General features: G+C 65.3%; 25 protein-coding genes. 19 read left to right on the top strand and 6 right to left on the bottom strand.

From position 1 onward, the window contains the following. Window positions 1-31: 31 nt before the first annotated feature. The 6 genes from putA to YH64_RS13145 all read left to right on the top strand — a co-directional run bounded on the left by putA (window position 32) and on the right by YH64_RS13145 (window position 8965). Window positions 32-3853 (top strand): trifunctional transcriptional regulator/proline dehydrogenase/L-glutamate gamma-semialdehyde dehydrogenase, encoded by a 3822-nt coding sequence (gene putA, locus YH64_RS13170; protein ID WP_046804694.1) that lies wholly within the window; start codon window positions 32-34, stop codon window positions 3851-3853. 256 nt (window positions 3854-4109) lie between these two features. Further along, on the top strand, window positions 4110-5255 hold the full coding sequence (locus tag YH64_RS13165; RefSeq protein ID WP_046804693.1) for a branched-chain amino acid ABC transporter substrate-binding protein: 1146 nt from the start codon (window positions 4110-4112) through the stop codon (window positions 5253-5255). Window positions 5256-5413: 158 nt separating this feature from the next. Further along, a complete protein-coding gene (locus YH64_RS13160; protein ID WP_006220267.1) occupies window positions 5414-6343 on the top strand; it encodes a branched-chain amino acid ABC transporter permease in 930 nt (309 codons plus the stop codon). Continuing rightward, on the top strand, window positions 6340-7428 hold the full coding sequence (locus YH64_RS13155; protein ID WP_046804692.1) for an ABC transporter ATP-binding protein: 1089 nt from the start codon (window positions 6340-6342) through the stop codon (window positions 7426-7428). The genes YH64_RS13160 and YH64_RS13155 overlap by 4 nt, the downstream gene beginning before the upstream one ends. Continuing rightward, entirely contained in the window at window positions 7425-8228 is an 804-nt protein-coding gene (locus tag YH64_RS13150) for an ABC transporter ATP-binding protein (protein ID WP_046804691.1), read from the top strand. The genes YH64_RS13155 and YH64_RS13150 overlap by 4 nt, the downstream gene beginning before the upstream one ends. Continuing rightward, window positions 8225-8965, top strand: a complete 741-nt coding sequence (locus tag YH64_RS13145; RefSeq protein ID WP_046804690.1) for an ABC transporter ATP-binding protein — start codon at window positions 8225-8227, stop codon at window positions 8963-8965. Before YH64_RS13150 ends, YH64_RS13145 begins: the two co-directional genes overlap by 4 nt. 115 nt (window positions 8966-9080) lie before the next feature. On the opposite strand, the gene YH64_RS13140 is transcribed toward YH64_RS13145, so the two are convergent. Next, complete coding sequence (locus YH64_RS13140) at window positions 9081-10364, bottom strand: MFS transporter (protein ID WP_046804689.1); 1284 nt, start codon at window positions 10362-10364, stop codon at window positions 9081-9083. 155 nt (window positions 10365-10519) lie between these two features. Here YH64_RS13140 and YH64_RS13135 point away from each other — a divergent pair, with 155 nt between their 5' ends. Further along, the gene (locus YH64_RS13135) at window positions 10520-11137 is read left to right on the top strand and encodes a TetR/AcrR family transcriptional regulator (protein ID WP_046804688.1); all 618 of its coding nucleotides are present in this window, start codon (window positions 10520-10522) and stop codon (window positions 11135-11137) included. Window positions 11138-11318: 181 nt separating this feature from the next. Beyond that, the gene (locus YH64_RS13130) at window positions 11319-11540 is read left to right on the top strand and encodes a hypothetical protein (RefSeq protein WP_046804687.1); all 222 of its coding nucleotides are present in this window, start codon (window positions 11319-11321) and stop codon (window positions 11538-11540) included. Between the two features lie 65 nt (window positions 11541-11605). On the opposite strand, the gene YH64_RS13125 is transcribed toward YH64_RS13130, so the two are convergent. Both YH64_RS13125 and YH64_RS13120 read right to left on the bottom strand, forming a co-directional pair. Beyond that, entirely contained in the window at window positions 11606-12895 is a 1290-nt protein-coding gene (locus tag YH64_RS13125; RefSeq protein ID WP_046804686.1) for an Nramp family divalent metal transporter, read from the bottom strand. Between the two features lie 132 nt (window positions 12896-13027). Further along, entirely contained in the window at window positions 13028-13453 is a 426-nt protein-coding gene (locus tag YH64_RS13120; RefSeq protein ID WP_046804685.1) for an OsmC family protein, read from the bottom strand. Between the two features lie 222 nt (window positions 13454-13675). On the opposite strand from YH64_RS13120, the gene YH64_RS13115 reads away from it, so the two are divergent. The 6 genes from YH64_RS13115 (at window position 13676) to YH64_RS13090 (ending at window position 19236) form a co-directional block, all read left to right on the top strand. Continuing rightward, window positions 13676-14830, top strand: a complete 1155-nt coding sequence (locus tag YH64_RS13115) for an ABC transporter substrate-binding protein (RefSeq protein WP_046804684.1) — start codon at window positions 13676-13678, stop codon at window positions 14828-14830. Between the two features lie 178 nt (window positions 14831-15008). Then, entirely contained in the window at window positions 15009-15923 is a 915-nt protein-coding gene (ehuB, locus tag YH64_RS13110) for an ectoine/hydroxyectoine ABC transporter substrate-binding protein EhuB (protein ID WP_082134462.1), read from the top strand. A gap of 9 nt (window positions 15924-15932) precedes the next feature. Next, window positions 15933-16586 (top strand): ectoine/hydroxyectoine ABC transporter permease subunit EhuC, encoded by a 654-nt coding sequence (gene ehuC / locus YH64_RS13105; protein WP_046804683.1) that lies wholly within the window; start codon window positions 15933-15935, stop codon window positions 16584-16586. Further along, complete coding sequence (gene ehuD, locus YH64_RS13100) at window positions 16583-17254, top strand: ectoine/hydroxyectoine ABC transporter permease subunit EhuD (RefSeq protein ID WP_046804682.1); 672 nt, start codon at window positions 16583-16585, stop codon at window positions 17252-17254. The genes ehuC and ehuD overlap by 4 nt, the downstream gene beginning before the upstream one ends. Beyond that, window positions 17251-18021, top strand: a complete 771-nt coding sequence (gene ehuA / locus YH64_RS13095) for an ectoine/hydroxyectoine ABC transporter ATP-binding protein EhuA (protein WP_046804681.1) — start codon at window positions 17251-17253, stop codon at window positions 18019-18021. The genes ehuD and ehuA overlap by 4 nt, the downstream gene beginning before the upstream one ends. Before the next feature lie 102 nt (window positions 18022-18123). Then, the gene (locus tag YH64_RS13090) at window positions 18124-19236 is read left to right on the top strand and encodes an NADH:flavin oxidoreductase/NADH oxidase (RefSeq protein WP_046804680.1); all 1113 of its coding nucleotides are present in this window, start codon (window positions 18124-18126) and stop codon (window positions 19234-19236) included. A 78-nt stretch (window positions 19237-19314) separates the two neighbouring features. Here YH64_RS13090 and YH64_RS13085 read toward each other — a convergent pair whose 3' ends face one another. The 3 genes from YH64_RS13085 to YH64_RS13075 all read right to left on the bottom strand — a co-directional run bounded on the left by YH64_RS13085 (window position 19315) and on the right by YH64_RS13075 (window position 21233). Further along, the gene (locus tag YH64_RS13085; protein ID WP_046804679.1) at window positions 19315-19968 is read right to left on the bottom strand and encodes a dUTPase; all 654 of its coding nucleotides are present in this window, start codon (window positions 19966-19968) and stop codon (window positions 19315-19317) included. Between the two features lie 97 nt (window positions 19969-20065). Next, window positions 20066-20581, bottom strand: coding sequence for a hypothetical protein (locus YH64_RS13080; RefSeq protein ID WP_143215368.1), 516 nt, complete (start codon window positions 20579-20581; stop codon window positions 20066-20068). Between the two features lie 13 nt (window positions 20582-20594). Continuing rightward, window positions 20595-21233, bottom strand: a complete 639-nt coding sequence (locus YH64_RS13075; protein WP_046804677.1) for a DedA family protein — start codon at window positions 21231-21233, stop codon at window positions 20595-20597. A gap of 121 nt (window positions 21234-21354) precedes the next feature. Here YH64_RS13075 and YH64_RS13070 point away from each other — a divergent pair, with 121 nt between their 5' ends. The 5 genes from YH64_RS13070 to YH64_RS13050 all read left to right on the top strand — a co-directional run bounded on the left by YH64_RS13070 (window position 21355) and on the right by YH64_RS13050 (window position 25668). Then, on the top strand, window positions 21355-22395 hold the full coding sequence (locus YH64_RS13070; RefSeq protein ID WP_143215367.1) for a metal-dependent hydrolase: 1041 nt from the start codon (window positions 21355-21357) through the stop codon (window positions 22393-22395). Between the two features lie 153 nt (window positions 22396-22548). Beyond that, complete coding sequence (locus tag YH64_RS13065) at window positions 22549-23316, top strand: IclR family transcriptional regulator (protein ID WP_046804675.1); 768 nt, start codon at window positions 22549-22551, stop codon at window positions 23314-23316. 35 nt (window positions 23317-23351) lie between these two features. After that, entirely contained in the window at window positions 23352-24056 is a 705-nt protein-coding gene (pepE, locus tag YH64_RS13060; protein ID WP_046804674.1) for a dipeptidase PepE, read from the top strand. After that, complete coding sequence (locus tag YH64_RS13055) at window positions 24053-24982, top strand: DUF1177 domain-containing protein (RefSeq protein WP_046804673.1); 930 nt, start codon at window positions 24053-24055, stop codon at window positions 24980-24982. The genes pepE and YH64_RS13055 overlap by 4 nt, the downstream gene beginning before the upstream one ends. Further along, a complete protein-coding gene (locus tag YH64_RS13050; protein ID WP_046804672.1) occupies window positions 24979-25668 on the top strand; it encodes an AroM family protein in 690 nt (229 codons plus the stop codon). Before YH64_RS13055 ends, YH64_RS13050 begins: the two co-directional genes overlap by 4 nt. Window positions 25669-25682 lie beyond the last annotated feature (14 nt).

Below are 25682 nucleotides of genomic sequence, written 5' to 3'. Positions count from 1 at the left end.
ACCTTTGCCATGCGACAGGAAGCAATCTCTTATGGCCAGCACGACCCTCGGCGTCAAAGTTGACGACGCACTGCGCGACCGCCTGAAGGCGGCCGCGAACAAGCTCAACTGCACGCCCCACTGGCTGCACAAGCAGGCAATCCTTTCTTATCTGGACAAGATCGAGCGCGGCCATCTGCCCGCCGAAATGTCGCACCTGGGCGTGGACGCCGGCACGGAAGACGACACGGGCGATGCGCCCGCCGCGCCCACGCCGCCGTTCTACGAGTTTGGGCAGGACGTGCAGCCGCAGTCCGTGCTGCGCGCCGCGATTACCGCTGCGTATCGCCGCCCCGAGCCCGAATGCGTGCCGCTGTTGCTGGGCCAGGCCCGCGTGCCCAATCTTGAAAAAGTGCACGCGATGGCCTCCGACCTGGTCAAGAAGCTGCGCGGCAAGCGCAGTGGTGGTGGCGTTGAAGGGCTGATCCAGGAATTTTCGCTGTCCAGCCAGGAAGGCGTGGCGCTGATGTGCCTGGCCGAAGCGCTGCTGCGCATTCCCGACCGCGCCACGCGCGACGCGTTGATCCGCGACAAGGTCGCCCGTGGCGACTGGAAGTCGCACATGGGCGGCTCGCAATCGCTGTTCGTCAACGCCGCCACCTGGGGCTTGATGATCACCGGCAAGCTGGTGGCCGTCAGCAGCGAACAATCGCTGTCCAAGGCGCTGACCCGCTTGATCGGCAAGGGCGGGGAACCCCTGGTGCGCAAGGGCGTGAACATGGCCATGCGCATGATGGGCGAACAGTTCGTCTCGGGCCAGACCATCTCTGAAGCCCTGGCCAACAACCGCAAGATGGAAGCCCGCGGCTTCCGCTATTCCTACGACATGCTGGGCGAAGCGGCCACCACGGCCGAAGACGCCGAGCGCTATTACGCGTCGTATGAGCAGGCCATCCACGCCATCGGCAAGGCCGCGGCCGGCCGTGGCATCTATGAAGGCCCTGGCATCTCGATCAAGCTGTCCGCACTGCACCCGCGCTATTCGCGCAGCCAGCGCGAACGCGTCATTGCTGAACTGCTGCCGCGCGTGAAGGCACTGACGGCGCTGGCCCGCAGCTACGACATCGGCCTGAACATCGACGCCGAAGAAGCCGACCGCCTGGAAATCTCGCTGGATCTGCTGGAAGCGCTTTGCTTTGCGCCCGAACTCGAAGGCTGGAACGGCATCGGTTTCGTCATCCAGGCTTATCAAAAGCGCGCGCCGTTCGTGATCGACTACGTGATCGACCTGGCCCGCCGCAGCCGCCATCGCATCATGGTGCGCCTGGTCAAGGGCGCCTACTGGGACAGCGAAATCAAGCGCGCCCAGGTCGACGGCCTGGAAGGCTACCCCGTCTACACCCGCAAGCTGTACACCGACGTCGCCTACCTGGCCTGCGCGCGCAAGCTGCTGGGCGCACCCGAAGCGGTGTACCCGCAGTTCGCCACGCACAACGCATACACGCTGGCCGCCATCTACCAGCTGGCCGGCCAGAACTACTACCCCGGCCAATACGAATTCCAGTGCCTGCACGGCATGGGCGAACCCCTGTACGACGAAGTGGTCGGCCCGCTGGCGCAAGGCAAGCTGAACCGGCCGTGCCGCATCTATGCGCCGGTCGGCACGCACGAAACGCTGCTGGCTTACCTGGTGCGCCGCCTGCTGGAAAACGGCGCCAACACCTCGTTCGTCAACCTGATCGGCGACGACAGCATTCCGGTGGAAACGCTGGTGGCCGACCCGGTGGACGCGGCGTCGCGCATTGTGCCGCTGGGTGCGCCGCACGAAAAGATTCCGCTGCCGCGCGAGCTCTACGGCAATCTGCAACAAGGGGCGCGCGCCAACTCGGCCGGCCTGGACCTCACCAACGAACACCGTCTGGGCTCGTTGTCGGCCGCGTTGCTGGCCAGCGCGGGCACGCCGTGGCGCGCCGGCCCCATGTTGGGCGAAGGCGAACAGGCTTGGGACGCGGCGCGCGCCGTTGAAGTGCGCAACCCGTCCAACCTGCGCGATGTCGTTGGCCACGTGATCGAAGCGCAAGCGGACGAGGCCGACGCCGCCTTGCGCGCCGCCGCCAATACCGCGCCCATCTGGCAATCCACGCCCGTGGCGGAACGCGCGCAGTGCCTGCGCCGCGCCGCGCAATTGCTGGAAGAGCAGATGCAGATGCTGCTGGGCCTGATCGTGCGCGAGGCCGGCAAGTCGCTGCCGAACGCCATCGCCGAAGTGCGCGAAGCGGTGGACTTCCTGCGCTACTACGCGGACCAGGCCGAACGCGAATTCAGCAACGACACGCACCGCCCGCTGGGCACCGTGTTGTGCATCAGCCCGTGGAATTTCCCGCTGGCCATCTTTACCGGCCAGGTCGCTGCCGCGCTGGCCGCCGGCAACACCGTCGTGGCCAAGCCCGCCGAACAAACGCCCTTGATCGCGGCGCAAGCCGTGGCCATCCTGCGCGCCGCCGGCGTGCCGGCTGGCGCCGTGCAGTTGCTGCCGGGCCGTGGCGAAACCGTGGGCGCGCAGCTGGTTGCCAGCCCCGCCGTGCGCGGCGTGATGTTCACCGGGTCGACCGACGTGGCGCGCATCATTGCGCGCACGCTGGCCGACCGCCTGGACGACGACGGCCACACCATTCCGCTGATCGCCGAAACCGGTGGCCAGAACGCCATGGTGGTGGATTCGTCCGCGCTGTCCGAACAAGTGGTGTTCGACGTGTTGAGCTCGGCCTTCGATTCGGCCGGCCAACGTTGTTCTGCGCTGCGCGTGCTGTGCGTGCAGGAAGACAACGCCGATCACGTGCTGACGATGCTGCGCGGCGCGATGCGCGAGCTGTCCGTGGGCAACCCTGACCGCCTGTCGGTGGACGTCGGGCCGGTGATCGACACCGACGCCCGCAACGGCATCCAGCGCCACATCGAGACGATGCGCACCGCCGGCCATCGCGTGGACCAGGTAGAACTGAACGGCGAATGCCGCCACGGCACCTTCGTTCCGCCCACCATCATCGAAATCGACCACATCAGCGAATTGACGCGCGAAGTGTTCGGGCCGGTGCTGCACGTGGTGCGCTATAAGCGTGACGAACTGGATGCCTTGCTGGATGCCATCAACGGCACCGGCTATGGCCTGACGTTTGGCGTGCACACCCGCATCGACGAAACCATCGCGCACGTGACGGGGCAGGTGCATGCCGGCAACGTCTACGTCAACCGCAACATCGTGGGCGCGGTGGTGGGTGTGCAGCCGTTTGGCGGCGAATGCCTGTCGGGCACCGGCCCCAAGGCGGGCGGCCCGCTGTATATGTACCGCTTGCTGGGCACGCGCCCGGCCGGCCTGCCGCCGGCGCTGGACGCCGCCGCGCCGCTGCCCCAGCGCATCGCGCTGCCAGGCCCCACGGGTGAAACCAACACCTATATGGTCGAACCGCGTGGCGCCGTGTATTGCGTGGCCGCCACCGAAGCCGGTGCGCGGGCGCAGTGGTCGGTTGCCCGTCTGACCGGCAACCACGCCTGGTTTGCGGACACGCCCGCTGCCCAGGCGCTGCTGGCCACGCTGGACGCCGAGCAACAAGGGCAAGCCGGCATCCTGGCTGACGATGAGGTCGATCAGGCCGACTACCAGGCGGTTCTGTTCGAAGGCGATGGCGACGCGCTGCAAGCGCTGAACCAGCGCATCGCGCAGCGCCCGGGCGCCATCCTGTCGGTGCATGGCCTGACGTCCGACGCCTTGGCGGCCGGCGCCAGCTACGTGCCGGAGCGCCTCTTGACCGAGCGTTCCATCAGCGTCAACACGGCCGCCGCCGGGGGCAACGCCAGCCTCATGACGATCGGCTAAGGGTGACCGAGGGGTAACCCTCGATGACCGAGGGTTATCTCCAATATCGGGCAGGTTGCACTGGAACGAAAATCCGGTCGCACTTCAAGTCCGGATGTCGCAACCCGACATCCGGACTTTGCAGAAAATGCATACGCGGGACTGGGCCACAGCCCGGCTCGCGGTAGTAGAAAAAACCAAAAGCCTGGCTAAAAGCTCAGGTATAACAAGGCCTTAAGACCAAGGCCAACTGTCCCGATACCCGGAGGGTTTTCCCATGAAGTTCCGCACCACTTTGAAGCTTCTCGCCGCCAGCATCGCCGCTGTGGGCATGACGGCCGCCGCGCAGGCCGCCGACATCAAGCTTGGCTTTGCCGCCCCCCTGACCGGTCCGCAATCGCACTACGGCGAAGACATGCAGAACGGGCTGAACCTGGCTTTGGAAGAAGCCAACAAGAAGGGCATCAAGGTCGATGGCCAGCCCGCCAAGTTCGTGTTGGTGTCGCGTGATGACCAGGCCGACCCGCGCGTGGGCGTGCAGGTGGCGCAGCAGCTGGTCGACCAGGATGTCGTGGGCATTCTGGGCCACTTCAATTCGGGCACCACCATTCCCGCGTCGCGCGTCTACCATGAGGCCGGTCTGCCGCAGATCGCCATGGCGACCTCGCCGGAATACACCAAGCAAGGCTACGAAACCACGTTCCGCATGATGACCAGCGACACCCAGCAGGGCGCCGCGGTCGGCAAGTTCATGGTGCAGAACCTGAAGGCCAAGAAGGTCGCCATCATCGACGACCGCACGGCTTACGGCCAGGGCCTGGCCGATGAAGTGGAAAAGGCCGTCAAGGCCGCCGGTGGCGAAGTGGTCCGCCGCGAATACACCACCGACAAGGCCAACGACTTCACCGCCATCCTGACCAACATCAAGGGCGCGGCGCCCGACGCCATTTTCTACGGCGGCCTGGACGCGCAGTCCGGACCGATGAAGCGCCAGTTGGCCACGCTGGGCCTGAAGGCGCCGCTCGTCTCGGGCGAAATGACCCGCAGCGACACCTTCATCAAGCTGGCCGGGGACGCCGCCAACGGCACCTTCGCCTCGCTGGCCGGCGTGCCGCTGGACAAGATGACCGCGGGCAAGGACTTCGAACAGCGCTATCAGGCGCGCTTCAAGAAGGCGCCGGGCGTGTACGCGCCGTACGCCTATGACGGCGCCTGGAACATGATCACGGCCATCGAACAGGCCGGTTCGTCCAAGCCCGAGAAATACCTGCCGGTGCTGGCCAAGCTGGACCGCAAGGGCGCCACCAGCGAGCACATTTCCTACGACGCCAAGGGCGACCTGAAGGAAATCTCGGTCACCATCTACGAAGTCAAGAACGGCAAGTGGGAGATGGTTGAAACGATGGTCAGCCAAGCCAACTAAGGCCGGCTGAACCCGTAGGGCGGACGTGCCGGCGCTGCCGGCGTCCGCCAACGCTTTGCGCACACGCCGCTCGGCGTGTCGCCGCGAGCGCCGCGTTCCATGCATCATGGCGCGGGCCGCTGCAGCGCGATTTTTCCAGGCTTATTTTCGCGGCCCCTATGGATATCTTCATTCAACAACTGATTAACGGCGTCACGCTAGGCAGCGTGTACGCCCTGGTCGCCCTTGGCTACACCATGGTGTACGGCATCATCGGGCTGATCAACTTCGCGCATGGCGACGTCGTCATGATCGGCGCCATGGCGGCCACCACGATCGCCATTTCACTGGTGGGCGGCGACCCTGGCGTGTCGGCGTTCGTGGTGCTGGGCGTGGGCCTGCTGGTGTCCGTGCCGCTGTGCATGGCGGTGGGCTGGACGGCCGAACGCGTCGCCTACCGGCCGCTGCGACGCGCGCCCCGGCTGGCTGCGCTGATCACCGCCATCGGCGTGTCCATCATTCTGCAGAACGTGGCCATGATGGCCTGGGGCCGCAATTACTTGAACTTCCCGCAGGTGCTGTCGCCGCGCGTGTTTGAGTTTGCTGGCGCCCGCATGAGCACGCTACAGATCGCCATCGTGGTGATCGCGGCGCTGATCATGGGCGGCCTGCTGGCCATCGTGCACAAGACGCGCCTGGGCACGGCGATGCGCGCCACCGCGCAGAACCGCGAGGTGGCGGGGCTGATGGGCGTGAACATCAATACCGTGATTTCGGCGGCGTTCCTGATCGGCTCGGCGTTGGCCGCCGTGGCGGGCATGATGGTGGCCACCTATTACGGCGTGTCGCAATACACCATGGGCTTCATGCTGGGCCTGAAGGCGTTTACCGCCGCGGTGCTGGGCGGCATCGGCAGCATGGTGGGCGCGATGGTCGGCGGCCTGTTGCTGGGCGTGATCGAATCGCTGGGCGCGGGATACATCGGCGACATCACGGGCGGCTTCCTGGGCAGCCATTACCAGGACGTGTTTGCGTTCTTCGTGTTGGTGCTGGTGCTGATCTTCCGCCCCTCGGGCCTCTTGGGCGAACGCGTGGGAGACCGGGCATGAATACCTCCTTGAAACACAGCGGGCTGTCGACCCGCAACCTGATCGGCATTGCGCTGATCGGTATCGTGCTGGCGGTGCTGCCCTTTGTGATCGGCATGGCCGGCCAAAGCTGGGTGCGCATCCTGAACTTTGCGTTGCTGTACGTGATGTTGTCGCTGGGCCTGAACATCGTGGTGGGCTTTGCCGGGCTGCTGGACCTGGGCTATATCGCGTTCTACGCGGTGGGTGCCTACACGTGGGCGCTGCTGGCGTCGCCGCATTTCGGGCTGCACCTGCCGTTCTGGGCGATTCTGCCGATTGCGCTGGCGGTGGCCTGCCTGTTCGGCGTACTGCTGGGGGCGCCCACCTTGAAGCTGCGGGGCGATTACCTGGCTATCGTGACGCTGGGGTTTGGCGAGATCATCCGCATCTTTCTGAACAACTTGAATGCGCCGGTCAACATCACCAACGGGCCGCAGGGCATCAACCGTATCGATCCGTTCAAGGTCGGTGAATTCACGTTCGGGCGTACCGAGACCTTGATGGGCATCCGCTTCACCGGGCCGGAAAAGTACTATTACCTGCTGCTGGCGCTGACGCTGATCATCATCGTGGTATGCGTGCGTTTGCAGAATTCGCGTATCGGCCGCGCCTGGGAAGCCATCCGCGAAGACGAAATCGCGGCCAAGGCCATGGGCATCAATACGCGCAACATCAAGCTGCTGGCGTTTGCAATGGGAGCGTCTTTTGGCGGCGTGGCCGGTGCGTTGTTCGCGTCGATGCAGGGCTTTGTCAGCCCCGAAAGTTTCTCGCTGATGGAGTCCATTTCAATTCTGTGCATGGTGGTGCTGGGCGGTATGGGCCACATCCCGGGCGTGATCCTGGGCGCGCTGATCCTGGCGGCCTTGCCGGAATTCCTGCGGGCCGTGGTGGAACCCTTCCAGCACATGGTGTTCGGCGCGGTGGTGCTGGACCCTGAAGGCATCCGCATGTTGTTGTTCGGCCTGGCGATGGTCTGCGTCATGCTGTTCCGCCCGGCCGGCCTGTGGCCGTCGGCGGTGCGCAAGCGTGAGCTGTCCACCAAGACGCAAGGGGGGCCGGCATGAGCAAACTGCTGCAAGCCCAGGGGCTGGGCAAACGCTTTGGCGGCCTGCAAGCGCTGTCCGACGTCAGCTTCGATATCGAGCAGGGCGAAATCTATGGCCTGATCGGCCCGAACGGCGCGGGCAAGACCACGCTGTTCAATGTGCTGACCGGCCTGTACATCCCGGAAGACGGCAGCTGCACGTTTAACGGGCAGTCGATGTCGGGCAAGAAGCCGCACGAAGTCGCCCACGCGGGCCTGGCGCGCACGTTTCAGAACATCCGGCTGTTCGCGAATTTGTCGGCAATTGAAAACGTGATGATCGGCCGGCACCTGCGCACGAAGGCGGGTGTGTTCGGCGCGGTGCTGCGCACACGCCGCACGCGCGCTGAAGAAGCGGCCATCGAGGCGCGGGCGCAGGAACTGCTGGACTACGTGGGCATCGGCCATCGCGCCAACGACGTTGCGCGTTCGCTGCCGTATGGCGACCAGCGCCGTCTGGAAATCGCCCGCGCCCTGGCCACGGACCCGAAGCTGCTGGCGTTGGACGAACCGGCGGCCGGCATGAACGCGTCGGAAACGGTGGTGCTGCGCAAGCTGGTCGAAAAGATCCGCAACGACGGCGTCACGGTGCTGCTGATCGAGCACGACATGAAGCTGGTGATGGGCCTGTGCGACCGAGTGCTGGTGCTGGAATACGGCAAGGTGCTGGCCATGGGCAAGCCCGCTCAGGTGCAGCGCGACCCCAAGGTCATTGAAGCGTATCTGGGCGCGGGCGCCGCGCAAGACCCGCAGATTCACAAGGAGAGCCCGGCATCATGACGGCATCCCAACCCTTATTGGAATTGCGCGGCCTGCAAGTCGCGTATGGCGGCATCCGTGCGGTGCGCGGCATCGACCTGCGCGTGGACGCAGGCGAACTCGTGTGCCTGATCGGCGCCAACGGCGCGGGTAAAAGCACGACGCTGCGCGCCATCTGCGGCCTGGTGCCGCTGGCGGGCGGCGAAATCGTCTACGACGGGCAGTCCATCGGCGGTCAGAAGTCGCACGAGCTGGTGCGTCGCGGGCTGGTCATGGTGCCCGAAGGTCGGGGCATCTTCGGCCAGCTGACCATTGAAGAAAACCTGGCCATGGGCGCGTACATTCGCCGCGACGCCGCGCAGGTCAGGCAAGACACCGACCGCGTGTTCACGCTGTTTCCGCGTCTTGCCGAACGCCGCAAGCAGGCGGCCGGCACCTTGTCGGGCGGTGAGCAGCAGATGGTGGCCATGGGCCGCGCCATGATCGCGCGGCCCAAGCTGTTGCTGCTGGACGAACCCTCGATGGGCCTGGCCCCGTTGATGGTCGAAAAGGTGTTCGAGGTGGTGCGCACCATCGCCAGCGAGGGCGTCACGATTCTGCTGATCGAGCAGAATGCGCGCCTGGCGCTGGAGAACAGCCATCGCGGCTATGTGATGGAATCGGGCGAGATCATCCTGTCCGGGCCGGCCAGCCAGATGCTGCACGACCCCAAGGTCAGGGCGGCGTATCTGGGCGAAGTCGAGGACGCTCCGGCCTGACGGCGACGCGCGCTTTGACGTGCGCAACAAAAAAAGCCCGGCATGTGAATGCCGGGCTTTTTCTTGCGGATGTGAATTGACGCGCCTAGGTGGGCTTAAGCGGGCCTAAGCGATCTTAAGCGGGCACAGGCACCACCCGCTTCTTGCCGATCCGCAGTGCAATCACCGCGGCGATCAGGCCCGTGGCGCCGGAAATCAAAAAGGCCATCATGTAGCTGCCCTGGGCTTCCCGGATCGCGCCGGCCATCCAGGCGGCGCTGGCCGCGCCCAGCTGGTGGCCCGCGACAATCCATCCGAACACAATGCCGGCGTCGCGTTCGCCGAAGGCTTCCGTCGTCAGCCGCAAGGTGGGCGGCACGGTGGCAATCCAGTCCAGGCCGAAGAAAATGGCGAAGATCGACAGGCTGTAGAACGAGAAATCGGAATAGGGCAGGTAGATCAGCGACAGGCCGCGCAGGGCGTAGTAGACAAACAGCAGCTTGCGCGGGTCGTAGCGGTCGGTCAGCCAGCCGGATGCCGTGGTGCCGACCAGATCGAACACGCCCATCAGCGCCAGCAGGCCGGCGGCTTGCACTTCCAGCATGCCGTGGTCGCCGCACAGGGCGATCAGATGCGTGCCGACCAGGCCGTTGGTGGTGAACCCGCAAATGAAGAACGTGGCGAACAAGAACCAGAATGTGGGGGTCTTCGAGGCCCGGGCCAAGGCGCCAAAGGTGGCGGCCAACATGCCGGTGCGCGGCGCGACGGGGGCGGGCGGCGCGTCGGGGTCGCTGCCGAACGGCGTCAGGCCGACGTTGGCCGGGCGGTCGGGCACCAACCACCAAGCCAGCGGCACCATGGCGGCAGCGGCGGCTGCAACCGTCCATACCACGCGCGTCCAATCCCCGGACGAGGCCAGTGTGGCCAGCACGGGCAGGAAGACCAGCGTGCCGCTAGCGGTGCTGGCGGTCAGCAAGCCCATTACCAGGCCCCGATGCTTGGTGAACCAGCGGTTCACGATGGTGGCGCCCAGCACCGAGGCCACCGCTCCGGAACTCAGGCCCGAGAACACGCCCCACGTCATCAGCAGGTGCCAGGGCTCGGTCATGTAGGCGCTGACGGCGCTTGAGGCCGACATCAGCACCAGGGCGCTGATCAGCACCCGGCGCAGGCCGAAGCGTTCCATCGCGGCGGCGGCGAAGGGGCCGACCAAGCCATACAAAAAGATGCCAGCCGCCGCCGCGAACGAGATCGAGCTGCGGCTCCAGCCGAAGGCTTCCTCTAGTGGCACCAGCAGCACGCTGGGCGTAGAGCGCAAACCGGCGGAAACCAGCAAGGCCAGGAAAATGACGGCAACCACGACAAAGGCGTACTTTTGTCCGGCGCGCTGAAAGGGAAGCGGAGGTTGGGCTATACTCATGTTACTGACCGGTACGTATCTGGTTTGAGATCAGCGAATAGTACGTACCGGTCAGTAACATCGTCAAGCGATTTTTCGGCGATTTGTTTTTTGAAGGCGCGGCCGTCCGCTCGTGTTGCGGGAACGCCATCCGCCTTCCGTTTCAGGAGTCCAGCATGGCCAGCAAGCCTTCCAATGCCTCAGGCGCCACCGCAAAAGCCGGCCCCAAGCCGCTACTGGCGGCAGACCGCATCCGCAAGACGGCGCGCGAAATGTTCTACCGCGACGGCATCCGCGCCGTGGGCGTTGACGCCATCGTCAACCAGGCCGGCGTGACCAAACCCAGCCTGTACCGCAGCTTTTCGTCCAAGGATGAATTGGCGGCGGCCTATCTGCGCGACTACGACGCCGAATTCTGGGCCCGCTTCGACGCCGCCTGCGCCGCGCATCCCGGCGATCCGCGCGCACAGCTGCTGGATTATCTGTCGGGGCTGGCGATGCGCGCCGTGGCAAACGGGTATCGCGGCTGCGGGCTGACCAATGCCGCCGTTGAATACCCTGAACCCGAACACCCCGCGCGCGCAGTGGCCGTCGAGCACAAGCTGCAATTGCGCCGGCGCCTGAACGAGATGGCGTTGGGCATGGGCGCCCGAGACCCCGCGGCCCTGGCGGACGGCCTGCTGCTGTTGATTGAGGGCGCGTTTGTCTCTAGCCAGCTGTTTGGCGAAGGAGGCCCGGCGGCGCGGGTTGCCGACATGGCCGACAAGCTGATCCAGGCGCATCGGGCCGGCTGAATGGGGGAGGGCGCTGCACAAGACTAGTGCTTAATGTGGTGCCGCATGCACCGTAATGGTGGTGTTTGTCCCCATTGCGCAACGATTAAAAAAATGCTTGAAGTTTTTATTGCGACGCAACAAACGCGGATCTAACATCAAGTCGTGTTGTTCCACATCGCGCTTTCTCAAGGAGAGAATCATGAGCGATACCGCGTTGAAAAATGCCCGTATGTCGGATGCGCTGGAGCGGTCCTTGATCCGCGAGGCCGTCAAAGCGGAAACCTTGTCCGGCCCCTTCAACCGCGGTCTGTGGCTGCGCCTGAAGGTGCGCATGACCTCGTTGGGCGGCGCCGTCGGCGAAATCCTGCACGACATGGACGCCGGCCGACAGCAGCATCCGGTGATCTCCGCCCGCCACTGAAGCGCCCGGGGCCAGCTAAAAAAACGCCAGCATATGCTGGCGTTTTTTTTTGGGGCAAGCCCGCTTCAAGCCACCATGTCGATCAGCAGATAGCCATCAAGAATGACGATGCCGACGGTGGCGCCGACGGCGGCCCAGGCCCAGGCGCCGCGCAGCGCGTATGCGCCCATCACCTGTTTGCGGCAGGCCAGCACCACCAGCGGTCCCAACGCGAAGGGCAGCGCCAGGCTCAGGATGACCTGGCTTAACACCAGCAGTTCGTCGGGGTCCTTGCCACCGGTGAAGATCAACAGGCCGACGGCCGCCGCGCCGGCGATCAAGCGCGTGGCCAGCGCCCGGCGCCGGTCCGACCAGTTGCTGCGAATCTGAAACCCCTTGGACAGGATGCGCCCGGCCAGCACGCCGGTAATCGTTGAACTTTGGCCCGCCGCATACAAGGCAACGGCAAAGACGATGGCGGCGCCCACGCCCAGCGTGTGGCCGATGACGGCATGCGCGTCGTCCAGGCTGGACACGATCAGGCCGGATCCGGACAGCGATGCCGCCGCCACGATCATGATGGCCGAGTTGATCAGCATGGCCACGCCCAGCGACACGATGGTGTCGTTGCGCGCCACGCGCATGGCCATGTCGCGCGCCGAAGCTGGCAGGGACTGCGCGCGCTCGGCCAACGAGCCGGAATGCAGGTAGAGGTTATGCGGCATCAACGTGGCGCCCAGGATGCCCAGCGCGATCAGGAAACCTTGGGGGTCGCGCAACGCCTGGCCGGTCTGCGTCATGCCGTGCGCCACGGCGGTCCAGGCGGGGTTCGCCTTGAACAGCAGGAAAACGAATGACGCGGCAACCACGCCCAGCAACACCGCGATGACGCGTTCGTGGCGGTCGGCATTGCCGCGCGTCAGCGCCAACACCGCGAACGTACCGACGCCGGTCACCGCTACGCCGGCGATCAAAGGCAGGCCGAACAGCAGGCGCAGCGCAATGGCGCCGCCGATGAGTTCGGCCAGGGCGGTAGCCAGGATGGCGGCCTCGCCGGCCAGCCAGGCCGCCTTGGACCAGCGCGGCGACAGGTGGCGGGCCGTCAGCGTGGCCAGGTCTTGGCCGGTGGCCAGCGCCAGGCGCGATACCAGAATCTGAAAACCGAGCGCCAGGAATGCGGAGCAGATGACGACCATCAACAGGCCGTACCCAAAGCCGCTGCCGCCCGCGATGTCGGTGGCCCAGTTGCCCGGATCGATGTAGCCCACGGCCACCAGGATGCCCGAGCCGACCATGCGCCGCAGGTTGGCCGACACCCGCGCGTCCTGAGCCAAGGCGGCCTTGCCGCCAGAAATTGCGTAGATGAATCCGGTCATGCGGCACTCCTGAGAATGGTTCTCATTTTCTGGAAGTGCCGGGAGACCGTCAAATTGATTTTGCCCAAGCCCGGGATAGGGCCGACCAATGGCGCGCCCGGGACAGGACGCGCCATTGGCCAGGCGCAGCGCTTAGGACTTGAGCTTGGCGTCCATGGTGATCTTGGCGTTCAAGACCTTGGACACCGGGCAGCCCTTTTCAGCCTTGCGGGCGGCGTCTTCGAACGCCTGCGCGGTGGCTCCCGGGATGACGGCTTCCACGGTCAGGTGCACGGCGGTGATGGAAAAGCCGTCGTCGACTTTGTCCAGGGTCACTTCCGCCTTGGTGTCCAGGCTGGTGGCCACCAGGCCGGACTCGGACAGGATGTTGGACAAGGCCATCGTGAAGCAGCCTGCGTGCGCCGCGCCCAGCAGCTCTTCGGGGTTGGTGCCCGGCGTGTCGCCAAAGCGCGTATTGAAGCCATAGGGCTGGGCCTTGAGCGCGCCGCTTTGCGTGGAGATCGTGCCTTTGCCCGTCTTCAAGTCGCCCGACCAGGCGGCGGATGCGGTTTTCTTCATAGTGACTCCTGTAGAGGGGGCGCGCGCGTGGTGCGCGGCCGGTGCAAAAAACGACCGCCGTTGACGGCGGTGTGCGTTGCCTTGCAAGGCATGAACGATGATACGGCGATGCCGGGGGGCGGACGCGGAATCCACCGGTGCGCAACGGCAAGCCGATGTAACGGCCCACGGCCATCAGGCAAAATAGCGGCATCCGTTTCAACCGTCCCAAGAGCTGCTGTCATGTCTCGCACTTTTCTACGCTATGCCTGCGCCGTTGCGCTGGCGCTGCCCGCCTTGTCCGCCCATGCCGAAATCGTCATTGGCGTGGATGTGTCCACGACCGGCCCCGCCGCCGCCATCGGCATCCAGACCAATAACGCCATCCGCCTGTGGCCGCAGACGCTGGGCGGCGAACCGGCGCGCTATGTGGTGCTGGACGATGGCACCGACGTCAGCCGCGCGGTCAAGAACATGCGCAAGCTGACGTCCGAAGACAAGGTCGACGCCATCGTCGGCCCCAACACCACGGCGGCTGCCCTGGCCGCGCTGGACGTGCTGGCTGAAACCAAGACACCCATGATTGCGCTGGCCGCCTCAAGCGTCATCGTGGAACCTTTATCCGACCCCAAGCGCGCCTGGGCGTTCAAGATGCCCCAGAACGATTCATTGATGGCCACCGTGCTGGTGGACGACATGAAGAAGAAAGGGTTCAAGAACGTGGCCTTCATCGGCTTCGCGGATTCCTACGGCGACAGCTGGTGGAAGGAATTCACCGCGGCGGCCGGCACTGACTTGAAGATCGTGGCCCAGGAACGCTTCCAGCGCACGGACGCGTCGGTGGTGGGGCAGGCGTTGAAGGTGATTGCCGCCAAGCCGGACGCGGTGCTGATCGCAGGCGCGGGCACGCCGTCGGCCTTGCCGCAGAAGACGCTGCTGGAACGCGGTTACACCGGCGCCATCTACCAGACGCACGGCATCGGCACGCTGGAATTCCTGCAAGTGGGCGGTCGCGATGTGGAAGGCACGCTGTTCCCGACCGGCCCCGGCGTCGTGGCGCGCGAGCTGCCGGACAGCAACCCGGTCAAAAAGGTCGCCGTGGAATTTGCCGACAAGTATGAAGGCCAGTACGGCGCCAACACGTTGACGCAATTCGCGGGCGACGCCTATGGCGCCTGGATGCTGCTGGATTCGGCAGTGGGCCGGGCACTGAAAACGGGCGCCAAGCCCGGCACGCCGGAGTTCCGCGGCGCCTTGCGCGACGTGCTGGAAAACACCCGCGACCTGATCGTTCCCAATGGCGTCCTGAACATTTCCAAGGACAACCACCAGGGCTTCGATGAGCGTGCGCGGGTGATGGGCGTGGTCAAGAACGGGCGCTTCTCGTACGCCCAGTAGCCGCCGCCACGGATTTCTACGGACCGTAACGTTTGCTAACGCTTCATAGGGCAACGGACGCTAAAAGCGGGCTTAGGCCCGCTTTTTTACGCCCATATGATTAGTGTCGAAATCATTTAATAGCGTATTATTTTTAGCGAAGCCATGCACCTAGAAATAGATTCGGGAGAAATCATTCATGACCTTGTTGCAATCCAAACGCTTGCTGTTGGCCCTGGGCCTTGGCGTGTTGGCCGCGTGTTCGGACTCGGGCGGAGACAAGCCCGCGCCCGCTGCCGGCGGCGCGCCGGCTACCGCAACCAGCACGCTTGACGCCGCCAAGGCGGCCGGCAAGATCCGTATCGGCTATGCCAACGAGGCGCCGTTTGCGTACATGGACAGCAAGGAAGCCAAAGTCACCGGCGAATCCGTCGAGATTGCGCGTGTGGTGCTCAAGCGCATGGGCATCAATGAAGTGGAAGGCGTGCTGACGGAATTCGGCTCGCTGATTCCCGGCCTGGCCGCCAAGCGTTTCGACATCATTGCCGCCGGCATGTACGTCACCCCTGAACGCTGCCAGCAGGTGGCGTTTTCCGACCCCACCTACGGCGTTGGCGAGGCCTTCCTGGTCAAAGAGGGCAACCCCAAGAACCTGCACAGCTATGAAGACGTGGTGAAGAACCCCGACGCCAAACTGGGCGTTGTCGTGGGCGCCATCGAAGGCGAGTACGCAGAAAAAGTGAAGGTGCCCGCCGGCCAGGTGGTGGTCTTCCCCGACGCCGTCAGCGCCTTGTCCGGCGTGCAGGCGGGCCGTGCGGACGCCTACGCGGCCACGGCGCTGACCATCAACGACCTGATGGGCAAGACACAGGCGGGCAGCGGCCTGGAAAAGGCGGAGCCCTTCACCGACCCGGTGATCGACGGCAAGGGTGTGCGCGGCTATGGCGCGTATGCCTTCCGCACCGACGACAAGGCCTTTGCCGATGCCTTCAACGCCGAACTCGCCAAATTCATCGGCACCGACGAGCACAAGAAACTGGTGGCGCCGTTTGGCTTCACCGATCAGGAACTGCCGCAGGGTGTGACGGCCGCCAAGCTCTGCGCCGGCCAGTAAGGAGCGCCGATGCAAGTCGTTTCCGAACACATCGCGACACTCGTGCCGCCCTTGCTTGAGGGGCTGGTGGTGACGCTGCAAATCATGGGGGGCGCCGTCGTATTGGCGGTGCCGCTGGCCCTGGTATCGGGAATCGGGCGCTTGTCGCCCGTGCGGCCATTGCGGTGGCTGTCGTCCGTGTACGTTGAAGTCTTCCGGGGCACGTCGGCTCTCGTCCAGCTGTTCTGGTTCTATTTCGTGCTGCCGCTGTTTGGCGTGCAACTGCCGGCCATGCTGGTGGGCATTGTGGTGCTGGCCCTGAACGCGGGCGCCTATGGGGCCGAAGTCGTGCGCGGCGCGATCCGTGCCGTGCCGCCCGGCCAACGCGAGGCGGGCGTGGCCCTGAACCTGACTCGCGCGCAGATCCTGCGGCGCATCGTGGTGCCGCAAGCGATTCCGGCCATGCTGCCGCCCGCCGGCAACCTGCTGATCGAACTGATGAAGAACACCGCGCTGGTCTCGCTCATCACCATCACCGACCTGACCTTCCGCGGCCAGCTGTTGCGCAGCGAAACCCTGCGCACGACCGAGATCTTTGCCTTGATGCTGCTGATGTACTTCGCGGTCGCCTTGGTGATCACGGCCGGCGTGCGGGCCCTTGAGCGGAGGGTCCGAGTCCGATGACACCGATATTCGATTGGGCTTTCGCGCTGGAGATCCTGCCTACGCTCGGTTCGGCGCTCATCATCACGATCGAGGCCACGGTGCTGGGCATGCTGGTGGCCGTCACCCTGGGTCTGGTCCTGGCGATGATGCGGCGTTCGCGCCTGCGCATCGTGTCGCTGCCCACCGCCTTCGTGATCGAGTTCATCCGCAGCACGCCGCTGCTGGTGCAGATGTATTTCCTGTTCTATGTGCTGCCGCTGACGGGGGCGCAGATGTCGCCGCTGGCTACCGGCATCGTGGCGCTGGGGCTGCATTACGCCACGTATTGCGCCGAGGTCTACCGCGCCGGCATCGAAGCGGTGCCGCGTGGGCAGTGGGAAGCGGCCACGGCGCTGAACATGTCGCGCTGGCGCACGGCGGTGGGCGTGGTGTTGCCGCAGGCGATTCCGCCCGTGGTGCCGGCGCTGGGCAACTACCTGGTTGCCATGTTCAAGGACACGCCGCTGCTATCGGCCATCACGGTGGTTGAACTGCTGCAACAAAGCAAGATGATCGGGTCGGCCACGTTCCGCTACACCGAACCGCTGACGCTGGTGGGCGTGCTGTTCCTGGCGTTGAGCCTGGTGGCGGCATGGGGTGTGCGCGGCCTGGAGGCCCGCCTGCAACGATATGGAGGAAAGCGATGAGCGCCAGCTTGACCATCAAGAATCTGCACAAGCGTTACGGAGAGCTGGAGGTGCTGCGCGGCATCAACCTGGAAATTCCGGCGGGCCAGACGGTGGCCGTGATCGGGCCGTCGGGTTCGGGAAAATCCACCTTGCTGCGGGTGCTGATGACGCTGGACCAACCCACCAGCGGCGACATTGAAATCGACGGGCAGCCGATGTGGACCGATGATCAGGGCCGGCCGGTGGGCGTCAATTCCGAATACCTGCGGCGCGTGCGCGGCAAGATCGGCATGGTGTTCCAGCACTTCAATCTGTTCCCGCACATGACGGCGCTGGGCAACACGATGGAAGCGCCGGTGCACGTGCTGGGCATGACGAAGGACCAGGCGCGTGAACGCGCCGTGGAATACCTGGACATGGTGGGGCTGGGCGACAAGCTGGACGTTTACCCCGCGCAGTTATCCGGCGGCCAGAAGCAGCGCGTGGGCATCGCGCGCGCGCTGGCGATGTGCCCGGAAATCATGCTGTTCGACGAAGTGACCTCGGCGCTGGACCCCGAGCTGGTTGGCGGCATCCTGGAGATCCTGCGCAAGCTGTCGGCCCGCCGCAGCATGACGATGATCATCGTGACGCACCAGATGAAGTTCGCCGAACGCAGCTCGGATCGCACGCTGTTCTTCGACCAGGGCAACATCGTCGAGGACGCTGAATCGTCCGTGCTGTTCAGCCATCCGAAAGAAGCGCGCACGCGTCAATTCCTGGATTCGGTGATCGAAGGGCAATAGGGGCAGCGACCTCCCGCATTTAACCCTGACGGGGGCGATGGGATTGCGGCCGGTGTCATGGCCGGGGCGCTATGCTTTCGCATCCCAAGCCCGGAGGCCTACATGAGTCACCTGTTCAGTCCCACGTCGGTTGGCAACGTCCAGCTGTCCAATCGCATCGTCATCGCGCCGATGTGCGAATACTCGGCCGAAAATGGCTGTGCCAACGACTGGCACATGATTCACTTGGGTCACCTGGCCCTGTCCGGTGCGGCGCTGCTGTTTACGGAAGCCACCGCCGTCGAGCCCGACGGCCGGATTTCGCCGGGGGATCTGGGCCTGTGGTCTGACGAGACGGAAGCGGCACTGGGCCGCGTGGTGGCTGCGGTGCGGCGCTATTCGCCCATCAAGCTGGGCATCCAGCTGGGCCACGCGGGGCGCAAGGCGTCCAGCGACGCGCCCTGGAACGGTGGCCAGTTGGTGCCGCCGTCGGCAGGCGGCTGGCAAGGCTGGGCGCCATCGGCCATCGCGCACAAGGCCTCCGAACCGCCGCCCCATGCGCTGGACGAAGCCGGCCTGGCGCGCGTGCGCAACGCCTTCGTGGACAGCGCGCGGCGCGCCATCAGGCTGGGCTTTGACGCCATCGAGGTGCATGCCGCGCACGGCTATCTGCTGCATCAATTCCTGTCGCCGGTGGCCAACCAGCGCGACGATGCCTATGGCGGTTCGCTTGAAAACCGCATGCGCTTTCCGCTGGAAGTCTTCCAGGCGCTGCGTGAAGTCGTGCCGGCGTCGATGGCTTTGGGCGTGCGCGTGTCGGCCACCGATTGGGTCGAGGGCGGTTGGGACCTGGACCAGACCATTGCGTTCGCGCATCGGCTGAAGGCGCTGGGATGCGAGTTCATCGACGTGTCCAGCGGCGGCGTATCGTCGCAGCAGCAGATTCCCGTGGCGCCGAACTACCAGGTGCCGTTCGCGGCCGAGATCAAGCGGCAGGTTGGCATGCCCACGATCACGGTGGGCCTGATCACCGAGGCGCAGCAGGCAGAAGACATCCTGGCGCAAGGGCAGGCCGACATGGTCGCCCTGGCGCGCGGCATGTTGTATGACCCGCGCTGGCCGTGGCATGCGGCCGCGCAGCTGGGCGGCCAGGTCGCCGCGCCGCATCAGTACTGGCGTTCGCAGCCGCGTGAATTCAAGGAACTGTTCGGCGAAACGCGCTTCGGCCAACGCTGACATCCCGGCTGACCGGGGCACAAAAAAAATCGCCGCGTATCGCGGCGATTTTTTTGTCCGAACGAGGATGGCTTCGGATTACTTCAGGCCTGCGTAGGCCTGTTCCAACTCGCGCGCTATCGCATCGGCAAAATCGGCGCTGGTCGGGTCCAGTTGCGACAGCAGGCGCGCCAGCACCACGTTGTCTTCTTCGCCGTTCCAGATCTTGATGTACGTGCCTTCCTTGTAGCCATGTTGCTGGCGGAAGATGTTCAGCACGTTCTTGGACACGTACTGGGTGTAGGCGTCGTTCCAGCTCATTTCGCACGCCGTCATGGTCTGTTCCAGCACCTTGTAGCTGGCGCGGCCGCAAACGGCCAGGCCGCCGATCAGCTCCAGCAGTTCCGGCACCGGCAGGCCGTCCAGCGCGTAGGCTCGGCCATCAAGCGTGACGGAGGCGGGCGTGGCCAGGTCTGCCATCAGCGCGCTGGCCGCCTCGGCTTGCTGGCCGCCAGCCTGGACGATGGTGTGCGACAGGTAAAAGTGCAGGATGTCGACCAGTTCCATTTGCACCTGGGGCAGGTCGATGGTCTGCTTTTTCCACCATTTCCAGCCGTAGTGCTCAAGCGCCTCGGCCGATTCGACGAAGGCGGCGCGCAGGAAGCGCGAACCGCCGTTGACCCAGTCAGGATTGATCATGCTGTTCAAGTGGTCTTGCAACTTCAGCATCGTGGCCGCCTGGGCCTGGTTCAATCCGACAACGTTATTCACTTTCACTCCGTAATTCTTCAAGGGTCTTTGCGACAGCGGCGGAAATGTTAGCACCATTGCCATGCGCGTCCGCCCGGCTTCAGCTGTCCTTGCGATACGAAGACGTCTTCAAGGGCGGCAGCTTGCCCGGCGACATACCGCGCGGCTTGCGCGCGCTGCCAGCCGCCTTGAGCAGCATGAAGGCGAAGAAGGCCAGGAACACGGCGGGCATCAGCTGATCAAGCTCGAAATGCGAAGCCCGCAGGGCGCGGAACGCGATGTTGACCGCCGCCCAACCGGCCAACACGCCGCCGAGGGTCAGGATGATGCCAACCTTGCGCTGGCGGGCGCGCCCCGCCAGCGATGCATCGGCCGCGTCCGACGGGGCAGTGGCGCCCGGCGCGCCGGCGGACGAGCGCGGCGATGCGGTATTGCCCCAAGGGGCGGTGGACAAGGAATCGCCCGTGGCGGGCGCGGGCACGGCTACCGTGGCTGTCGCCTGAGCGGACGCACGGCGCTTTTCGGGCACCTTGCCTGGCGTGACGCCGCCCGCCTGCGACAGGTTTTCGATGTAGCGCGCGAAATCGCCGTCTTTGGGCTCCAGGTCTATCGCCATGCCAATTCTCCGATCAGTTGCTGCGCCGTTGCCGCGCCGGCTGGCGGCGCTTGCGCACCATCGCCAGCAGAAGCCCGCATCCTAGCAGCACTGAGAGGCCCGCGCCGATCATCATGGCGATCTGCTGCGCATTTTCCGCGGTACCCAGACTGCGCGCGGTGATGTAGCCCGGCGCCAGCATCAGCGGCATCCAGAGCAGGGCCGACATGACGTTGGCCAATTGGAAGCGGTGATGGGCCATGCCCATCACACCGGCCACCGTCGGGATGGTCGAGCGAATCGGGCCGAGGAAACGGCCTATCAGTACCGACGCAAAGCCATAGCGGTAGAAGAACAGCCGCGCACGCGCCACGCCGGTGCGTTGCTGCTTGAGCGGCCAGCGGCGCAACACGCCCGGGCCGGCCCAGCGCCCCAGCCAGTAGGAAACTGCATCGCCGACGATGGCGCCCGCGATGCCCCACGCGATGACGCCCCAGGGGTCGAGCGTGCCGGCGCCGATCAAGCCGCCGGTCAGCAACATCAGGGCCGTGGCGGGGATGAACAGGCCCACCAATACCAGCGATTCCCCAAGCGTCAGCAGGAAGGTGATGGGGCCGGCCCACACCTGGTTGGCCTCGATGAACAGCCCGATTTTGTCGATATATTGATCCATGAAGGCGAAGTCTGAAAATTAGCTGAAAGCAATCGGGTATCTTAACGCCTACCTGGATGGCCAAATGTTATCTAGGCTGTCTGATTGATGCGATGCGACTGACGGGGTTGATTGGGAAACTATGGATTCGGTAACACAAGCGGTGCTTGGCGCGGGCATACAGGGCGTCATGCTGGGGCGGTTTCAGGGGCGCCGGGCGTTGGTGTACGGGGCGGCGTTGGCAACCGTGCCCGACCTGGACGTGCTGATGCGCTATCCCGACCCGGTGTCGCTGATGACCTACCACCGGGGCTTTTCCCATTCGATATTCGTGCTGACCGGGCTGGCGCTGTTGCTTGCCTGGCTGATACGCAAATATTGGCCGCAGGCGCCGTATAGCGGCAGGCGGCTGTTCCTGACCTTATGGCTGGTGCTGGTGACGCACCCGGTGCTGGACGCGTTCACCGTGTATGGCACTCAGCTTTTCTGGCCACTGACGCCCGTTCCGGAAAGTTGGTCGGCGATCTTCATCATTGACCCGGTCTATACCGTGCCCTTGCTGCTGGCGGTGTTCTTCGCCATCGCCGTCGGCATGACGGGCCGCGCGCGGCGCCTGATGGCCGGCGCGCTGATCTTCAGCACGGCGTACCTGGGTTTCGGCCTGGCCAGCCGCATGGTGGCCGAAGACCGCGTACGCGACGCGATGCGCCAGGAAGGCATTGCCGTGACCGAGCTGCGGGCCGTGTCGATGCCGTTCAACACCCTGGTGTGGCGGGTCATCGCCAAGACGGCGGACGGCAATTATTACGAAGCCGTCAGCAGCCTGTTTGATCGCGACCGGCCGGAATGGCTGCGCCAGCCGCTGAACCTGGACCTGGCCCGGGTGCTGGACGATGTGCCCTTGCACCAACGCCTGCGCTGGTTTACCGATGATTGGCTGCGCTATGACGCCATTGGCGACGCGCTGGTCGTCAGTGACCTGCGCATGGGCATGGCGGGCCATTACACCTTTCGCTTCAAGATGGCCGAGCGCACGCCCGGCGGCGGCTGGACGCCGGTGACGCCGTCCACCTGGCCCAGCGAGCGGGGCGGTTGGGCGGAATTGAAGCTGGTGCTGGCGCGCATCCTGCATGCGCAGCCGCCGTTGCCGCTGGCGCAGTGGTCCACGCTTGCCGACCGCTAATCGCCCGCGCTGAAACCCACGCGGTCCCAGCCTCCAGCCCCCGGCACCCCGGGGGCTTTTTCTTTGCGGCAACGATCGGTATTGACCGCGTTCCGCGCCCGCATTATTCTTGTTCTCTATTAAGGAACCAAGGTTCCGTTTTATGGAACAAGCATGAGCATTCTCGATGGAGTCCAGCGCGTCCTGTCGCTCTACGCGGACGGCGCCATGGAACTGAGCTTTACCGACGTCGCCGCGCGCCTGGCCATGCCCAAGAGCACGGCATCGCGCCTGCTGAACCATATGCAGCGTTACGGCATGCTGGATCAGGACCCCGCCACGCGCCGCTATCGGCCTGGCGCCTTGCTGGCGCAGGCGGTACGCGCCGGCATGGCCGCCACCCCGCTGGACGAAGCCTGCCGCGATGTGCTGGTACGGCTGTCCGAAGACAGCGGGCTGACCGCCTACCTGTCCACCTTGAACCAGCGCGAAACCGTGGTGCTGCAACGTTTGAACGGGTCCCATCCCGTGCAGGTGCTATCGCCGCCCGGTTCCCGCCGCAACGCGTCGGGCACCGCCATGGGCCGCGCACTGCTGTCGCGCTTGAGCGATGCCGAATTCCAGGCGCTTTATGGCGCCGACCCCGCGCAGCCGCTGCCCACTGAAGGCCGCGATTGCCCCGCTACCGTGGGCGACTTGGCGCGGCTGGTCGAGCAGACGCGCGCCGATCACTACGGCGTCGCCATCGACCAGGCCATGCCCGGCATCGGCGCCGTGGCCGCCGCCGTGCGCGACCCGGCCACCGGCGAATTGCGCGGCCTGTGCCTGTCGTTCGTGTCGTTTCAGGCCGATGCCGAGCGCGTGGCGCGCTTGCGTGAATTGGTCCTGACGCAAGTGGCCGGCCTGGGCCGCAAGCTGAACGACCCCTACTGGCTGACCTGAATTCTTCCCTTTGCCTTGTTGATGGAATCTTCCCCATGAACCTTTTGCTACTCAGCAATTCCAGCAGCGACGCCGGCTACCTGGTGCACGCCATGCCGGATATCCGCGAGCTGATCGAATCCTTGCCGCAAGGCGCGCCCGCCGTCTTTGTGCCGTTCGCCGGCGTCACGCGTGACTGGGACGACTACACCGCGCTGGTGGTATCCGCGCTGGCGGACACCGGCCTTGCCATCGAAGGCCTGCACCGCGCGCAAGACCCGGTAGCGGCGCTGGAAAAGGCCGCCGTCATCATCGTGGGCGGCGGCAACACCTTTAACCTGCTGGGCCAGCTGCGCCGTCAAGGCCTGCTGGACGTGGTGAAGCGCCGCGTGCGCGAGGGCGCGGCGTATCTGGGCTGGAGCGCGGGCTCCAACCTGACGTGCCCCACCATCTGCACCACCAACGACATGCCCATTACCGACCCGGGTGGTTTCGACGGCCTGGGCCTGATCACGTTCCAGATCAACCCGCACTACACCAACGCGCATCCCCCCGGCCACCGAGACGAAACGCGGGCCCAACGCCTGGCCGAGTTCTGCACCCTGAATCCCGACATGCCGGTGCTGGGGCTGCCCGAAGGCGCGGGGCTGCGCGTGCGCGGCGCCAAGGTGGCGCTGGTCGGCCCGCATGATGCGCCGTTGTTCCTGGGTCACACCGAGCCGCGCGTGTTCCGCCCCGGCCCGCTGGAGATCGCGGCATGAAGCAGGTGATAGACACCATCGAACTCCTGTCCTCGGCGCACATCACCGGCGAGGCGGTGGCGCGGGTGCTGCGCGACGCGGGCGATTGCGAGGTGCAAGTCACGCACCTGGAACGCGACGGCGCGGCAACCGATTTTTTGTCCATCGTCATTCCGGGCCTGGATGCATCCGCGCCGCAACTGGGCATAGTCGGCCGCCTGGGCGGCATCGGCGCGCGGCCCGCCGTGACCGGCCTGGTGTCCGATAGCGACGGGGCGGTGGTGGCGATTGCCGCGGCGCTCAAGTTGATGGCCATGGCGCGCCAGGGCGACGTGATGCCGGGCACCGTGCGCATCCGCACGCACATCTGCCCGCGCGCCGGCACGCGTCCGCATCATCCCGTGCCGATGATGCGCTCGCCTTTTCCCATGCGCGAAATGATGTCGCACGAGGTGGACCCGCGCATGGACGCCATCCTGTCCGTGGACACCACGCGCGGCAACCGCCTGGTGAACAAGCGCGGCGTGGCGCTGACGCCGGTGGCCAAACAGGGCTATCTGCTGCGCATTCCCGAAACGATGCTGGACGTGATGGGCTGGGTCAGCGGCGAACTTCCCGTGACGCTGCCTTTGACGACGCAGGACATCACGCCCTACGAAAACGGCCTGTGGCACGTGAACTCGCTGATGCAACCGGCGATTGTCACCGACGCGCCTGTCGTTGGCGTGGCGCTGACGGCGCAAACCACCGTGCCCGGCTGCGCCACCGGCGTGACCAACGCGGTGGATACCGACGTAGCGATGCGTTTCTGCATCGAAATTGCCAAGCTGTATGGCCAGCGCACGATGACGTTCGTCGATGACGCGGAATGGCGCGCGCTGCAAGCGCGATACGGATCCATGGCGCACTTGCAAACCGTTGGGCATGACGATGGCGGTGCGGCATGAGCGCCGCCGTGACACGCCGCGTGGCGTTCTTCACCATCGGCCAATCGCCGCGCAGCGACGTCGTGCCCGAAATGGCCCGCTTGCTGGGCGACGCCGTACACATCGATGAATTTGGCGCCTTGGATGGCTTGGACGCGGCCGCGCTGGCTGCGATGGCGCCGCGCGACGGGGAATATCGCTTTGCCACCCGCATGCGCGACGGCACGCAAATCGAGCTGGACGCCGCCGCCGCCGAAGCCCGGTTGGCCCAGGTGATGCGGCAGGCGGACGACGCCGGTTACGACGCGCTGGTGCCCCTGTGCACGGGCACCGCCATCGCGCCCATGCGCACCTTGGTGGTTGAGCCGCAGCAGGTCGTCGACCACCTGGTCGCGGGCCTGTCGCAGCATTGCCGCAACGTGGGGTTGGTTGTGCCCCTGGCTGAACAGGTCGACTTCTTTCACCTGGCGGTGCCGCTGGCCTGCGGCACGCAGATCGTGCATGCGTCGCCCTATGAAGCCGATGCGCTGCGGGCCGCGCAAAACTTCGCCCAAGCCGGTCAGGCCTTGGCATCGTGCGACCTGATCGTCATGCATTGCATGGGCTATGGGCAGCGGATGCGCGACGCGGTGGCCCAAGCCTCCGGCCGGCCGGTGCTGTTGTCCAACCGCATCGTGGCGCAGGCCTTGTCGCAATTATTGGAATAAAGCCGCCGATGTTT

Origin of the sequence: Achromobacter sp. LC458 (genome assembly GCF_001005835.2) — a bacterium.
Taxonomy (GTDB): domain Bacteria; phylum Pseudomonadota; class Gammaproteobacteria; order Burkholderiales; family Burkholderiaceae_B; genus Achromobacter; species Achromobacter spanius_B.
This window is presented reverse-complemented; position numbering and strand designations above follow the sequence as displayed.